The organism is Hyunsoonleella flava, from assembly GCF_004310325.1.
Lineage (GTDB): Bacteria > Bacteroidota > Bacteroidia > Flavobacteriales > Flavobacteriaceae > Jejuia > Jejuia flava.
This window is the reverse complement of record NZ_SIRT01000004.1, coordinates 217,103-233,136: the sequence shown is the minus strand read 5'-3', so window position 1 is coordinate 233,136 and position 16,034 is coordinate 217,103. Positions and strand designations below refer to the sequence as shown.

The 16,034-nt window shown below is 34.5% G+C and carries 10 protein-coding genes and 1 pseudogene; 7 read left to right on the top strand and 4 right to left on the bottom strand.

Annotated elements, in window-relative coordinates; all coding sequences use genetic code 11:
- Nucleotides 1–3,810: M14 family zinc carboxypeptidase (locus EYD45_RS07630; RefSeq protein ID WP_130963945.1), on the bottom strand; the 3,810-nt coding region annotated here is incomplete at its 3' end.
- Between the two features lie 547 nt (nucleotides 3,811–4,357).
- Here EYD45_RS07630 and EYD45_RS07625 point away from each other — a divergent pair.
- The 7 genes and pseudogenes from EYD45_RS07625 to EYD45_RS07595 all read left to right on the top strand — a co-directional run.
- Nucleotides 4,358–5,188: pseudogene (locus EYD45_RS07625) on the top strand (SDR family oxidoreductase); the annotation flags it as partial.
- 22 nt (nucleotides 5,189–5,210) lie between these two features.
- Nucleotides 5,211–6,224, top strand: coding sequence for a Gfo/Idh/MocA family protein (locus tag EYD45_RS07620; RefSeq protein ID WP_130963943.1), 1,014 nt, complete (start codon nucleotides 5,211–5,213; stop codon nucleotides 6,222–6,224).
- On the top strand, nucleotides 6,190–7,365 hold the full coding sequence (gene uxuA / locus EYD45_RS07615) for a mannonate dehydratase (protein WP_130963942.1): 1,176 nt from the start codon (nucleotides 6,190–6,192) through the stop codon (nucleotides 7,363–7,365). The genes EYD45_RS07620 and uxuA overlap by 35 nt, the downstream gene beginning before the upstream one ends.
- 60 nt (nucleotides 7,366–7,425) lie before the next feature.
- The gene (gene uxaC, locus EYD45_RS07610) at nucleotides 7,426–8,844 is read left to right on the top strand and encodes a glucuronate isomerase (RefSeq protein WP_130963941.1); all 1,419 of its coding nucleotides are present in this window, start codon (nucleotides 7,426–7,428) and stop codon (nucleotides 8,842–8,844) included.
- A gap of 7 nt (nucleotides 8,845–8,851) precedes the next feature.
- Nucleotides 8,852–9,823, top strand: coding sequence for a TRAP transporter substrate-binding protein (locus EYD45_RS07605; RefSeq protein WP_130963940.1), 972 nt, complete (start codon nucleotides 8,852–8,854; stop codon nucleotides 9,821–9,823).
- Nucleotides 9,824–9,868: 45 nt separating this feature from the next.
- On the top strand, nucleotides 9,869–10,318 hold the full coding sequence (locus EYD45_RS07600) for a TRAP transporter small permease (protein WP_233702566.1): 450 nt from the start codon (nucleotides 9,869–9,871) through the stop codon (nucleotides 10,316–10,318).
- A 2-nt stretch (nucleotides 10,319–10,320) separates the two neighbouring features.
- The gene (locus EYD45_RS07595; RefSeq protein WP_207303297.1) at nucleotides 10,321–11,625 is read left to right on the top strand and encodes a TRAP transporter large permease; all 1,305 of its coding nucleotides are present in this window, start codon (nucleotides 10,321–10,323) and stop codon (nucleotides 11,623–11,625) included.
- Between the two features lie 472 nt (nucleotides 11,626–12,097).
- Here the strand turns inward: EYD45_RS07595 and EYD45_RS07590 are convergent, their stop codons facing one another.
- The 3 genes from EYD45_RS07590 to EYD45_RS07580 all read right to left on the bottom strand — a co-directional run bounded on the left by EYD45_RS07590 (nucleotide 12,098) and on the right by EYD45_RS07580 (nucleotide 16,030).
- The gene (locus tag EYD45_RS07590) at nucleotides 12,098–12,610 is read right to left on the bottom strand and encodes a hypothetical protein (protein WP_233702564.1); all 513 of its coding nucleotides are present in this window, start codon (nucleotides 12,608–12,610) and stop codon (nucleotides 12,098–12,100) included.
- Entirely contained in the window at nucleotides 12,600–13,751 is a 1,152-nt protein-coding gene (locus EYD45_RS07585; protein ID WP_130963937.1) for a PilN domain-containing protein, read from the bottom strand. The genes EYD45_RS07590 and EYD45_RS07585 overlap by 11 nt, the downstream gene beginning before the upstream one ends.
- 62 nt (nucleotides 13,752–13,813) lie before the next feature.
- Complete coding sequence (locus EYD45_RS07580) at nucleotides 13,814–16,030, bottom strand: type II secretion system protein GspD (RefSeq protein ID WP_130963936.1); 2,217 nt, start codon at nucleotides 16,028–16,030, stop codon at nucleotides 13,814–13,816.
- Between the last annotated feature and the right edge of the window lie 4 nt (nucleotides 16,031–16,034).

Below are 16,034 nucleotides of genomic sequence, written 5' to 3'. Positions count from 1 at the left end.
TTGCTCACAAGCCGTTACTGAAGTCACACTACCGAAGTAGGTATCAGAATCATTATCCACCCCGATGTACCAAGTTTGACCAGGGAACTCGTTAGGATCGTTATCATCACAATCATCTGCAGTAGGTGCTGTTAAGCTGTAGCCTACAGGCTGCTCACAAGCAGTCACCGAAGTGACACTACCGAAGTAGGTATCAGAATCATTATCCACCCCGATGTACCAAGTTTGACCAGGGAACTCGTTAGGATCATTATCATCACAGTCATCTGCAGTAGGTGCCGTAAGCGAATACCCAACAGGTTGCTCACAAGCAGTCACCGAAGTGACACTACCGAAGTAGGTATCAGAATCATTATCCACCCCGATGTACCATGTTTGACCAGGGAACTCGTTAGGATCGTTATCATCACAATCATCTGCAGTAGGCGCCGTAAGCGAATACCCAACAGGTTGCTCACAAGCCGTTACTGAAGTCACACTACCGAAGTAGGTATCAGAATCATTATCCACCCCGATGTACCACGTTTGACCAGGGAACTCGTTAGGATCGTTATCATCACAATCTGTATTATCTGCTACATATCCTGCAGGTTGTGAAGCGGCAACCTGACTTACAGCTGGGTTACCAAAGTTATCACTGTCTAAATCTTGATACCAAGTAGTACTTCCTGTTGTAATAGGTGTAGCCGTAATAATTATTTGGTCAAGATATACTTGATCATTATTTTGACTTGCGCTACATTCAAATCTGAATTGAGCGTTTGCTGTGAAATTATATGTCACATTGTCCAGAGATATATTATCTGAATAAAACGATCCGTTATTGAAGTCTGTTCCAGATATGTAAGTGGCTATTGTTTGCCAGCTAGAACCATTAAAGAACTGTAAAAAGAAGTCTTCATTATTTTCCATACTATTAGGATAGTAGTAAAAGCTAATATTTACATTGCTATATCCGGTTAAATCAAAAACTTCAGAAGTTACTCTGGAAGCGACCCCTGAATTATCCCTAATTTGTAGTGAATAATCATTTTCGTAAGAGAAATTTGTACCATTAGCTGATTCAGAATATCTAAATGTATCAGCACCTCCTAGTGTCCAATTATCAAGACCAGTTTCAAAATAACCTTCATGCAAGGTTGCAATATTTACTGCTGTAAAATTCACGGAAGAACTAAAAGCAGAAGTAGTACCTGTACAACGCGTAGCTACTTGAGCTTCATAATCTACTCCATTTGTTAATCCATTAATTGTATAGGTATTAGTCGATGAATCTGTTATTGTTGTCCAAGAAGGAGCCCCTATTTGACGATATTGAATATCATACGTAGCAGAAGGAATAGCATCCCATGTTAAAATTGCAGATAGAGGTGTGGTTGTTACATCAGCGGCTAGTCCTGATGGAGGATTAGAGTTATCACATGGAACAGGGAAACTAATAACTTTAAAATCATCAAATATAAAGCCGTCAAACGTTGTTGTTAAATCGTCTTCTCGATTGGAACTATCTGTTTTGAATCTAAAACGAAATTGAACATTATTTTGACCTAATAAGAAACTATTATCTACATTATCTATTAAAATTTCTTCCATAACCCACTTATCCATACTATCCCCATCATAAACAGTGTCTCCATTTGAAGATTGATGAGTGCCTGTTGACTTATTTAAATGAAAATTGGTTAAAGATGTAGCAGCAGGTTTGTTATATCTGCCGCAAAGTGCAGTCCAGCTACTGCCACCATTTGTGCTAGCTTCAAATTGTACTAAATCATAGTTTCTTTCTAAATCCCATTTCGCGTAAAACTGTATTAATGCCTGGTTGGAATTAGATAAGTCTATAGTTGAATTTAATGTAATGGTTTTGTTTTCATTATTTCCATAAGACCCTGAAGGTGAATCTGTAATAGCTACAGAGCCGACATAGGAATCTCCACTAGTTCCCCAAGTACCACCAGCTGTGGTCCAGTTTGAGGTGTCAGTATCATTATCTTGAAACAGCACTGTTGGCTGATAATATTTTATATAATTAGCACGATAGATAATAAAATCATCATTACTAAGTGTAACTTGAAATTCTATTTCATCATTTGGTTGAATTCCAGCATTTAATATGTAAGGCACTGTTAAATTTCTTTGCTCCAATTTTGTCCATCCTGATTGAACCGACGGTGAAGTCATTGAAGTAATGTTAGAAGAAACTGGTGTAACCGTAAGCGTAATATCATCGTATGTTTTGCCTAAGTATTCTACACCAAAGGTTAAATTTCCTGATGTGGAATTAATATCACTTGTATTTAAATCATGAAGTTTAGCGAATTTTCCAGAATAAAGTACTGAAAGATAATTCATTCGTAATGCGCGTCTTGCGATATCAACAATTAAAGTAGTTGTTGGCCAAAAATCATCACCATTTTCTGGGGCAAAAGCCAAAACATCTTTACCTGAACCTGAACTCGTTTGTCCTCCAGATGTCACTGCAGGTCCACCTAGCATCCAGTCGTTAACATCACCATTTGCTTCATAAAGCGTATTTGGTGCAGAACCATAAATATATCTGTTATAATGTGTTAAATCATGACAAATTTTGGCATATTCATCTTCTCTTCCTGAATCTAAAGCTGAAACACTACCATTATATGAAGATGTAACAATTGAATTTAAGCCTCCATGATGGTTAACTGCTACTTTAATATCATGAGCTGTTATAAATTCTTGAACAATTTGTGTTTCAGGCTCAGACCCAGCTGAGGGACCTCTATAAGTGTTACTACTAGTTGTAGGGGATGATCCAGAATTATCCCACCCCCAGTAATAATTGAAGTTTCGGTTTAAATCTACCCCACGAACATTATTTGAAGAACTAGTTGTACCATTGTCAGCAACTCCTGGTCTTAAATTTTTACGTTGTAAACCACCACCAGATGGTGCTATAACTTCGTTCCAGCGATAACCATCTGGATTACTTATAGGCATTACATAGATCTCATGGTTATCTACAATATTCTTTACAAATGGATCTGTACTATAGTTTTCTAGCAAGTACCACATAAAGTAGAATGTGTTCATAACACTACTTATCTCACGGGCATGCATTGCACCAGTAATTAGAGTCTCTGGTTCATCACTACCATTCCCATCTTTGTCTAAATCTGGGAAATCTGAAATTTTTACATAATATATTGGTTGCCCAGACCATGTTGTGCCTCCAGTAGAGTTTCCATGGGTTACTGTTCCTGATGTTGAAGCATCTGTTCTAACAGATATCAGATTTGGATACATACTACGCATTAAATCTAGTTCGGCATAAGCTTCACTTAATGTAAATGCTCCACCCATACTTCCTAACTTAAAGTTTGTAGGTTCTACCCAATCAATTTCATCACATTCGTCATGCTGTGTTGGGTTATCAACTAGACTACTTTTCTTGCTCAAGGTTTTACTAGCTCTTTTTGCAGCCGCTATTTGTTGGGATTGTCTTAACTCTTCCTGAGCTATTGGTAAATCTCTGGCGTTTCTTTCTCGATAATAAGTAGTTAAATCATCGATTAAAACATTGTAAGCGATCCCGTTGTTGTCTAGAAGTAACAATTCGGCATAACTAAGTTCCATTTGTAAGTTATTATTAACAAACTTTGGGCCACAGGACAAATCAATCCCTGCCTTTTGTATACTTTGTAATGTAAGAACAGAGGGATTTGGTATCGCAATTCTTTTTGGTTTTTGATTTGTTACCTGAGAGAAACCATAGCTGATAAATAAATTGAAAACAAGTAGTATTACAATTTTTTGGTAGGTAGTTTTTTTCATTAGATTTAGGGGTTAATGAATTATGGGGGCTAATATAGTATATTACAGAATAAAACTCCATGAAAAGCATAAAAAATCGATGAAATACATATTTATAAAAAGAATTTAGATTACATAAGTTTTTTATTTTCTTAAAACACATGCTATTTTTTACTGATAATCAGATATTTGTGTTTATCATGTTTATTAAACAACTGAAAATATCAAGTTTTATAAAAAACCTAAAAATTTAATTTGATCAATAAATTTTCAGCAATTAATAGAATATTAAAACAAATTAAGTTTGGAATTTGCATTCTTGGTTACAACCTGTAACGAGATTAACTATTGTATTGCTAATTTTTCTATTCAACTAGATTTGCTTAAACACTATTTTCAATAAATAATTAGTTTATCCAAAAACTATTTTTATGGAACATTACTCGAAATAAAAAAAAGCAGGACAGAACAGGACAGGTAATCAACTGAATTCGCTATTTTTGTTAAGTAAGTTATTATTACGCTATCAATATTTCAAAACGAAATTTAAACCAACAACCAAGCAAAATTAATGAGTAAGACAATAGTTTTAACAGGGGCAGGAGGTGTACTTTGCGGAACATTAGCAAAGGCACTTGCAAAACAAGGACACAAAATCGCCGTTTTAGACCTTAGAAAAGAAGCAGCCGATAATATAGCAGATGAAATTAATGCCGATGGAGGGCAAGCCATTGGTGTTGCTGCCAATGTTCTTAAAAAAGAATCTTTACAACAGGCTAAAAAAGAAGTAAATCAAGCATTCGGTAAATGCGATATATTAGTTAATGGTGCAGGAGGAAATCATCCTTTAGGTACAACATCAAATCCTCACTACTTAAAAGGAGATTTAGAAAACAAAGCGGAGGGTTTTAAAACGTTTTTCGATTTAGATACCGATGGGATTAAATTTGTATTTGATTTAAATTTTATTGGAACTTTGTTGCCAACACAAGTTTTTGCAGAGGACATGGTTGAAAGAGAAGGGTGTAGTATACTAAACATTTCTTCAATGAATGCATTTACACCTTTAACCAAGATTCCTGCTTACAGTGGGGCAAAAGCAGCTATATCTAACTTTACACAGTGGTTGGCAGTACATTTCTCAAAAGTGGGTATTCGCGTGAATGCTCTGGCTCCGGGTTTCTTTTTGACAGATCAGAATCGTGCGTTACTTACTAACGATGATGGCAGTTTAACACCACGAGGAAACCAAATTATCGAACAAACGCCTATGGGTAAGTTTGGCGAGCCAGAAGATTTAATAGGAACAACGTTATGGCTATGTGGAGAAGGTGCTTCGTTTGTAACGGGAGTTGTTATTCCTATAGATGGAGGTTTTAGTGCATTTAGCGGAGTTTAATTTAAAATCTTAATTACACAAAGTGACTAACGATACTGTTATTTGGGGAATTATTGGCTGTGGTGATGTGGCCGAAGTTAAAAGTGGGCCTGCATTTCAAAAATGTCAAAATTCTAAATTATTAGCTGTCATGCGAAGAAATGGTGATTTAGCCGAAGATTTCGCAAAACGTCATTATGTACCTTTTTGGTATAGCGATGCAGATAAGCTTTTGGCAAATCCTGATATTAACGCTGTTTATATTGCAACACCTCCGTCTACACATTTGCACTATGCATTAAAAGCATTAGAGGCTGGCAAAAATGTATACATTGAAAAGCCAATGGTGCTTGACGATAATGAGGCTTTAGAGCTAGAAAACGCAGTTAATAAAAGTAATCAGAAATTAGTTGTTGCACATTATCGTAGGTTTTTACCAATGTATGTTAAAGTAAAGCAGCTTATTGATAGTGATGCCATCGGATCAATAAAATTTGTAGATTTAAGGTTTTTGCAACCTTATAATTTTAATGATAAGGCTACTTGGAGATTGGACGAGGAAGTGTCTGGAGGAGGCTATTTTCACGATATAGCACCCCATCAAATAGATTTAATGTATCATTTTTTTGGCGATTTTGATTTGGCGAAAGGCATCGCTGTTAATCAATCAAATATTAATAAAGTGGATGATACTGTAAATGGAATTATTAGTTTTAAAAATGGCATTCAATTTAGAGGTATGTGGTCCTTTGCAATCCCAAACTACTTAGAAGAAGACCGTTGTACCATTTACGGTGAAAATGGAACTATTGAAATCTCTTTTTATAAGGAAACGCTTAAACTCAACTCAAACAAAATAAATAAAACATTCGAATTTAAAAACCCAGAAAATATACAACAGCCTATGATTCAGGAGACGGTTAATTATTTTCTAGGAAAACGCAGTAACCCTTGTCCGGTTGAAGATGGCAAATTAGTAACTGAATTGATGCAAGAATTTACAAAAAAGGAAACTATACAAAATGGAGCAAACATGGAGGTGGTACGGGCCAAATGACCCCGTATCTTTATCAGATATAAAACAAGCAGGGGCAACTGGGATTGTTTCTGCACTACATCATATTCCTAATGGCGAGGTATGGACTGTGGATGAAATACAAAAGCGTAAATCTATTATTGAGGAAGAAGGCTTATCTTGGAGTGTTGTTGAAAGTATACCAGTTCATGAGAATATAAAAACCCGTTCAGGACAATTTCAAACATACATAGAACGGTATAAAGAAAGCATTGAAAACTTAGCAAAATGCGGCGTAAATATCGTCTGCTATAATTTTATGCCCGTTTTAGATTGGACTAGAACCGATTTGGATTTTGAAGTTGAAGATGGCTCAAAGGCATTGCGTTTTGATGTTATTGCTTTTGCCGCTTTTGAGTTGTTTTTATTAAAACGACCTGGAGCTGAAGATGCCTACTCAAGTGAACAAAAAAAAGCGGCTAAGGCCTATATTGACAATCTTTCTGATGTTGATAAGACAAAATTGGTAAACAACATTATTGCTGGTTTACCAGGAGCAGAAGAGGGGTATACTTTAGAACAATTTCAAACCATACTTGATACTTACAAGGATATAGATGCGCAAATACTAAGAGATAATCTGGTTTCTTTTTTGAAGGAGATTATTCCTGTGGCGTCTAAAAACAACGTGCTAATGTGTATTCATCCTGATGACCCGCCATATCCAATTTTAGGATTGCCGAGGGTTGTGAGTACAGAGTCTGATTATGCTTATTTATTTGATAATGTTCCAGACAGAGCAAACGGGATTACGTTTTGTACAGGGTCTTTAGGTGTTAGGGCGGATAACGATTTAGTCAATATCTTTAAACGATTTGCAGATAGAGCACACTTTCTGCATTTAAGAAGCACAAAAAGAGATGAGGGTGGTAATTTTTACGAGGCCAATCATCTAGAGGGCGATGTAGATATGTATAATATCGTAAAAGAAATTTTAATAGAAGAAAAAAGAAGAAAGGCTGAAGGGTATTCAGATTTTGCTATCCCTGTAAGACCCGATCATGGCCATCAGATGTTGGACGATTTACATAAAAAAACAAACCCAGGATACTCAGGTATTGGAAGATTAAGAGGTCTTGCAGAGTTAAGAGGGTTAGAATACGGTTTAAAGCACAATATCTAATAGTCCAATAAAAATAGGTAAAACTAATTAGTTAGTAGTTATCTCGAACTAAAGTTATCAATGAATACAACACATTTTATTACAGATAATTTCATACTACAATCTGATATTGCTGAAACGCTGTATCATAAGTATGCAAAGGATTTACCAATTATTGATTATCACAACCATTTATCAGCAAAAAAAATAGCTGAAAACCAACCAATTAAAAATATAACTGAGGCTTGGTTAAAGGAAGACCATTACAAATGGCGTGGAATGCGCGCAAATGGAATTGAAGAAATTTATATTACCGGTCAAGCCACTTCACATAAAGAAAAGTTCTTAAAATGGGCTGAAACCGTGCCCAACACTTTAAGAAATCCATTATTTCATTGGACGCATTTAGAATTAAAGCGTTATTTTGATATTGATGAACTGCTGCAACCTAGTACAGCCGAAGATATTTACAATCGCGCCAATGCTATCTTAGAAAATAAAACACCTGCACAACTTCTAGAATACATGAAAGTTGAAGTTGTATGCACTACGGATGATCCTACGGATGATTTGGTATATCATATGGAAATTGCAAATGGCGATTTTTATACGCAAGTATTGCCAACCTTTAGATCGGACGAGTTGTTTTTTATTGGCAAGGACACGTTTTTAGCCTATATCAAAAAACTTGGTGCTGTATCCAATTTAGAAATAAAAGATGTGGATACCTTTTTGAATGCCATAGATAAACGCTTGGCATTTTTTGATGCACAAGGTTGCAAGCTCTCCGATTTTGGTGTAGGAGAAGAACTGAAGCTTGCAGATTTCACAAGAAAAGAGATTGATGCTATATTTTCAAAACGTTTGAAAGGAAATAAGCTCAATAAAGATGAAGTTGATAAATATAGATCCTTCCTGTTTATTTATTTAGGAAAGAAATATCATGAATACAATTGGGTACAACAGTATCATTTAGGCCCTGTTCGAAATAATAACAGTAGGCTATTGAATCAAATAGGATTAGATGCAGGAGTGGATTCCATAGGGGATTTTCCAATGGCTCAGTTTATGTCAAAACTTTTTGATACCCTTAACTCAACAAATCAATTAGCAAAAACCATTACGTATAATTTAAATCCATCCCAGAATGAAGTATTTGCTACCATGATGGGCAATTTTCAAAATTCAGATTATCCTGGTAAAATGCAATGGGGCTCTGGATGGTGGTTTTTAGATCAGAAAGATGGTATGGAAAAGCAGATAAACTGTTTGTCTAATATGGGGCTATTAAGTCGTTTTGTAGGTATGCTTACAGATAGCAGAAGTTTTTTATCATTTCCAAGACACGAATACTTTAGGCGGATTTTATGTAATATCTTAGCTGAAGATGTAAAACAGGGTTTAATACCAAATGATATAGAGTTTTTGGGTAAAATGGTACAGAACATTTGCTATTATAATGCAAAAAACTACTTCGGTTTTAATCTCATCGAAAACTAAATAAAAGATGAAAAAAATACTTGTAATTAGCTTACTTTTTCTAGCAGTTCTATCTTGTAAGAAAGAAGACGGGAAAAAAGTGCTTTATTTAGGTCATACTTTACCTCAAACACATCCTGTTCACAAAGGGATTGTTGAATTTCAGAAAGCACTAGCTAAAAAATCAGGAGGAACCCTAACAATCAAGATATTTCCTGATGGACAATTAGGTTCAGAGCGTGAGGTTGTGGAGCTGCTTCAGATAGGTAGTGTTGCCATAACTAAAGTTAGTGCGGCTACCATGTCTAATTTTGTTCCAGATTACCACGTGTTTGGAATACCTTATTTATTTAGGGACAAACAGCATATGTTTGATGTTCTGGAAGGTCCGGTTGGAAAATCTATTTTGGAAAAAGGAAGCAAATTTTGGCTTCGTGGTTTGTGTTATTATGATGCAGGAAATAGAAGCTTTTACACATCAAATAAAGCCATTAGAACACCGGAGGATTTAAGTGGTTTAAAGATTAGGGTAATGAACAACCAAATGGCCATTAATATGGTTAATGCATTGGGTGGTTCGGCTACCCCAATGGCTTATGGGGAGTTATATACCGCCATTCAGCAAGGTGTGGTTGATGGTGCGGAAAACAATCCACCGTCTGTAGTGTCATCAAATCATTATGAAATTAGCAAATATTATACTTTAGATGAACATTCTGCTGTACCAGATGTACTTCTAATAGGTACAAAGCAATGGGAAAAATTATCGGAACAGGAGAGAGTTTGGGTTCAGGAAGCAGCAGAAGAATCAGCACAAGCCCAGAAGCAATTCTGGAAGGAATCAGTAGAGGAGAGCATGAAGATTATTAAGGAAGCTGGAGTAGAGGTAATTATTCCTGAAAAGCCTTTGTTTGCTGATAAAGCCAAATCAGTTTTAGAAGAATTTACAAAGGAATACCCTGAACTTGCAGATACAGTTAAGAAAATAAAAGCCAATTAAAATATGAAAACATCCAATTCTCTATTTAACAAAGTTGTAAGGTTTATGGAAATTTTCCTAATCATCATATTTGCTCTTTTGGTATTTGATGTATTGTTTCAAGTATTTGCAAGATACGTGCTAAAAGGTTCATTTTCTTGGACAGAAGAACTTGCCAGATTTTCATTAATATGGATGTCTATCCTAGGTGCTGCTTATTTAAATGCTAAAAGAGAGCATTTATCTATGGATTTCTTGTACCAAAAGTTTTCTGATAAAACCAAGAAGAAAGCATCTATTATCATTGAAGTTCTTATCTTTTTATTCGCCTTGATAGTAATGGTTATAGGAGGACTCAACTTAGTTTACACCACTTTGCATTTAGGACAATTATCGGGAACACTTCGTATTCCGCTTGGATATATATATGCCATTTTGCCGTTTAGTGGGCTACTAATTATGTGGTTTTCCGTGTACCACATCTCAAAAATTTCTAAAGACCAAATACCTGTATAATCATGAGTATTGAAGTATTAAGTATCATCGTTTTATTTGCTAGTTTTTTTACGCTATTAATGCTTAAAGTTCCTGTAGCTTACAGTATTGGGATTGCAACTACCCTTAGTTTATTACTTAATATTGATAAACTCCCTGGTTTAACCACTATAGCACAACGGATGACGACGGGTATAGATAGTTTTGCGCTGTTGGCCATTCCGTTTTTTGTTTTGGCTGGAGAAATTATGAAACAAGGGGGTATTGCCAATAGGCTTATAAATTTTGCAAAATCCTTAGTGGCAAGCCTTCCAGGAGGTTTAGCTTACGTTAATGTATTGGCATCAATGCTATTCGGTGCTATTTCGGGTTCTGCCGTTGCAGCTACTTCTGCAATAGGAAGTATCATGACAGACCGCATGGAGGAAGAGGGCTATCCAAGAGAGTTCAGTGCTTCCGTAAATATTACATCATCAACTACGGGTTTATTAATTCCACCAAGTAATATTCTAATCGTTTATGCTCTGGCAAGTGGAGGAGCAGCTTCTGTTGCAGCTTTGTTTATTGCTGGGTATTTGCCCGGTATTTTATTGGGATTGGCTTTGATAGGGTATATTGTTTTTGTAGCCATAAAAAAGAAGTTTACCAGAGGGAAAAGAGCTACTTTAAGAGAGGTTTGGAACCATTTTAGAAAAGCCTTTTTTAGTTTATTGATGCTAGTAATTGTTGTTGGAGGTATTGTTGCAGGTATTTTTACCGCAACCGAAGCCTCTGTGATAGCTGTTTTGTACGCAGCAGTTTTGGCTTTGATTTATCGAAGTGTTACCATAAAAAGTTTTCCAAACATTCTATTGAATAGCGCAAAGACAACAGCTGTGGTTATGTTCTTAATTTGTACCTCAATGGCTATGAGTTGGCTATTCTCATTCGAGGGAATTCCAGAGCTTATGAGTAATTTTCTTTTAGAACAATTTAGCAGCAAGTTTGCCATTTTCTTAGTAATCAATTTAACATTATTGATCATAGGCACCTTTATGGATATGACACCTGCAGTTCTAATTTTTACACCCATATTTTTACCAGTAGTTATGGCATTGGGTATGCATCCAGTACATTTTGGTATTGTTTTAGTGCTGAATTTATGTGTTGGCTTGTGTACGCCACCAGTAGGTACTATTCTCTTTGTAGGAAGTGGTATAGCGAAGGTATCGGTGTCTCAAGTTGTAAAACCGTTGTTGCCATTTTTACTTATTATGGTAATTGTGCTATTCCTGATAACATATATTCCAGAAATATCAATGTGGTTACCAAGGCTTTTTGATTTATAGGATATATATTTAGCCGACTAGGTATTTCATGGCTAAATTTTTGAATCATATCTCAGTTTTTACTATTCTGTAGATTAAAAAATAAAAAGTATAGTTATTTCAGCTATATTCTAGAAAACAAAAAAGTCAAGAATTATTTCTTGACTTTTCTTTGTAATATGAGTAGCGAGAACGAGATTTGAACTCGTGACCTCCGGGTTGTGAATCCAAGGAGTACTCTATTTTAAACACATTTACTGGACTCAGAGACTACTTTACTATAAAATCGTATGCAAAAACGTATGCAGTTTAATCTTTTAATTAATACAAATTTAAACAAGATATTGAGATAATCATAAATTAAAAGGTGCAAACCTTATGAAACTTGTTATTTTATGATATGGCGTAAACCTTTGGGGAGCTTTCTGTTATCGATTTTTTATTTAATAATATGTAAAGGTTCAGCCATACCACAAAGATTTCTAAGTGTATATTAACCATAACTCCTTAGCAAAACTTTAGCTTGCAAATACTTCTTACGTTTTCTAAAATCAGTTTGTTTTTCTAAATGCAAATTAATTACCTCGCCAAACTTTGTGTTTTGTTCAAAGTGATGTACTAGCTTTAATATATCATTATAATTACCTTGAACAGTGAATCGATATACCTTTACCGAAATATCTTCGTTATCGGTAACATGAGGCTCTAAGAAACCAACAACCTTTAAATTAGAAGTTTTTGAAAAGGACGTCAAAACTTGTAATAAGTTATTTTGGATGGAACCACCTTTTATTTGATGCTCATTTAAAACGGAATCGTAATATTTTTGCTTTTGTTTAAGAAGTGATAACTTTTTGGGAGTATTCTTAAATAAATCCTCCTTTTTTTTTAATAATTGATATTCGTTTTTTAAGTCCATAGTTTTGGATATGGCTAGTCTGTAACTCAAAAATAGTAGCGTTAAGAAACCAAAAACTAAAGCAATATTTTTTGACTTAATTTTCACTTTTCAATTGTATTTTTAAGTTGAACCTAGAAAGGTCTTTACTAATATCACTATAATCTGTTACTTCAATATTTTGTACCCAATCATTTTTTTCTAAATTACTGATCCACAAAGAATAAAGGTCACTGTCGTTTGAAGTTCCAGAAATGACTATAATGTCATCAGATATTGAAATAGGTTTCTCTTTTTTTACACGAGCTTGGAGCGGTTGATAATTAAGCTCTGATAATATGATAGATTGAGGTAAGGTTTTTACAATTTGATTTACAAAAAATGAGCTTTTAGATACGTTGTTTTTAAGAATATCGTCCGCCAGTTGTTGTGATTTTTCAACCTCGGTTTTAAGAGTTATGATATCACTTTTTGTGATATGATTGAGTTGCGCTGTTTCCTGTAATCCTTTTACTTTTTCAAAATAGAAATTAAAAAAAAGAAAATTGCAAAGTAAAAGTGCCAAAATAGTTATCAGACCTATTTTTAAGAATTGATTAAAAAAGCGCGTATTCTTAAATGTAGATAAGAGCTCTGTCTTTTTGTCAATAAAATTGATCTTAGTAGTCCCAAAATTTAAAATAGCATCTAATGCTCCTGAAAAAGAAAGTAAATAATTGCTTGAAACCTCTAACCCATTAATGTCGTAGTTATGCACATCTATATCATTAATAATTTTAATTGAAGAAATTGTTTGGTTTGATAATTCTATCATTGCATTTGACGTATAGAAATTAGGTTCTTCAATAAATTCAATTGCAGATGAGATTTTTGAATTTCCCAAAGAAAAATCAATGACATTTAATTTGTTTGAGATGTATCTTTGAATGATTTCATCCACATGTGATTTTCGACATATAGAAATGAGGTTGGTGTCTTCTGATGATATGATTTCATAATAAAAATTGGAAATATCAATATTTGGAAAACCTGAACTTATGATATTTTTGTCATCAATTTGTACGCGTTTATTTCCTATTATTTTTGTTAAAACCTGGGCGTCGTTAATTATTATTACTACTGGCCAACTAGTTTTTATTTTTTCTAAGATAGTTTCATAAGATTCGCTTAAAAAACTTTGAAGTATAACAATTTCTTTTTTAGTTCTTTTTAAAATGGTGCAATAAAACATACACTTATCATTTTTCACTACATGTTCAATAGCGCAAACCTTATTTCCAAACAAAGCATATGATTTTAAGTGCTCTAACATTAATAAATGATTGTAGGTTTTATAAAGACTGTTAATTTTGCTTTGGAAGCTTCTCTTTTTCTAGAACTGAAAAGCCATTTAATAACAGGTACTCGTGCTAGAAAGGGAACACCTGTTCCTGAATTACTTCGGCGTTGTTCCTCTAACCCCCCTAGAACAACAATATCTTGATCTTGAACCCTTATAATAGAGCTGAATTCACGAGAACTGATATCTGGTGGTGCGTTTTCATCAATACGGTCTCCGAAACTTGATTGAATTACAAAAATATCTAATGTAACTTGTCCGTCTCCAGAGACTAAGGGTTTTATGGTCAACCCCAATTCGGCATCAATGGGTTCATAATTTGTTATTTCTGAAGTCTGTGGGTTATCCGTTCCATATATGTTACGTTGTGTTACAGTATAATATGAAGTTTCCCCATTTGAAAACGTGGCACGATGCCCATTAAGAGTAGATAGTTTTGGAGTAGACCTTATTTTAAGATTTCCATTACTTTCCATAGCCTTTACAGTAGCAAAAAAATTGGGGATAACTTTACCAAGATTTAACTGGTCAAAACCGCTGAAACCATTTATCACCTTATTTATGGTTTTTGCGCCTAAGGTTAAGTCTGTACTCGGAAAAATGCCTCCTCTAGTTTCAACAGATTCGTCTCCAATACCCCAAGTTACTCCAGTCTCAACAGTATTATTTCTACTAACCTCTACAAACATCACTTCTATTAACACTACTGGTACAGTTTTATCAATGTATGTAATAAATTCTTTGAGCCTTTCAATTTTACCGCTGGAACCAGTGACATATAAACAATTTAACTCATTGTCTGCCTGTATGTCTAATCCTTCTGACAGTTCAGGAGGTATAATATCATCGATGGTTTGTGAAGTCCCAATACTGGAATTGTTTGAATTACCATTGAGTCTACTACTATTTTGCTGTCTATTTGTTCCAAATCTATTATTTGAACTGGTGTTAAAAGTGTTTTGGTTTATTCCAGAATTAAAACTTCTATTGTAGTCTCCATAATTGTTGCCAAGATTTCTGCCAACAGTCCTACTTCTGGAATTTCCGCCTTCTGGGTCTGAAAGCAATTCAACAGAACGGTGCATCAAATGTATCACTTCAATCTTACGAACACTTAGCTGATCTTCTGTTCCAAAAAAATAAGTGTTGCCCTCTTTTTTGAATGTAAATGTTTCTAAAGCATCAGAAGATGAGTTGTTTTGAGGTTGAGGTCTGTTGTTATTTGTGTTTTGAGGGTTTGGATTTGAATTTTGGCTTATTTGATTCACAACTCTAGATTCAAACATTTTTACCAACAGTTCATCAAACGCAATTGATTTGGTTTTAAAGGTTAACGAACCAGCTTTTTCAAGAGGTGTAGCGGTAAAAATATCCAGTTCTAAATCAGCACTTAAATTATTGATTATCGAGGCAATGGATGTATTTTGAAAATCTACTTCGAGAATTTTATTTTCAAAATCTAGAATCTTATAATTTTGGTTTTGAGCATTTCTAAGTCTTGATATACTTTGGTTCTCGTCGTTTTTTACTTCATCTTTTTCAAATAGATAAAACCCTTCATTGGTTTTTTCAACATAGAGATTGTTTGAAAGAGCAATCGTGTGCATTGCCGTATCAAAAGGCATTTCCTTAGTGTAAATGGTTAGTGGATTATTTTCTAGACCTGGAGTAAATACCAAATTTTTAGAGCTTTTGTCCATAATGGTTTTAAAAACCTCATAGAGTGTATTGTCTTGTGTATCTATGGAGATTGTAGAATTATTAGGATCGTAATTTACTGTGATAGGATATTTTTGGGGAGCTGTTTCTATGGGTTTAAAGGTTTTAATAGAGAGTATATTACCTGTGAAATCAATGGTCAGGTTGTATTCCTTACATAAGAAAACCAATAAATCTGCCACTATCACATCAGAAAAATTATTGTTTGAAATAGTGATATGATCTAATTCATTTGAAATATTAATGTTTACATCATGGGCATTGGATATGCCCAAAATAAAATTTGATAACGTGATATTACTAACATTGATCTCTGTTTTAGCTTGGTCGTTTAACCCAGGGCTATCAACAGAAAGCAGTTCAAGTTTATGTTTAATTGATGAGAGACGCTCATTGTCCGATTCTACAACCTTAGATTGTGAAAACATAACTGAACTAGCGAATAGTATGATATATAAGAGCTTCCTCATTTAG

Coding starts and splice junctions, on each gene's coding strand:
- uxuA (WP_130963942.1), top strand. CDS start 6,190: ATGGAGCAAACATGGAGGTGGTACGGGCCAAATGACCCCGTATCTTTA.
- uxaC (WP_130963941.1), top strand. CDS start 7,426: ATGAATACAACACATTTTATTACAGATAATTTCATACTACAATCTGAT.
- EYD45_RS07605 (WP_130963940.1), top strand. CDS start 8,852: ATGAAAAAAATACTTGTAATTAGCTTACTTTTTCTAGCAGTTCTATCT.
- EYD45_RS07600 (WP_233702566.1), top strand. CDS start 9,869: ATGGAAATTTTCCTAATCATCATATTTGCTCTTTTGGTATTTGATGTA.
- EYD45_RS07595 (WP_207303297.1), top strand. CDS start 10,321: ATGAGTATTGAAGTATTAAGTATCATCGTTTTATTTGCTAGTTTTTTT.
- EYD45_RS07580 (WP_130963936.1), bottom strand. CDS start 16,030: ATGAGGAAGCTCTTATATATCATACTATTCGCTAGTTCAGTTATGTTT.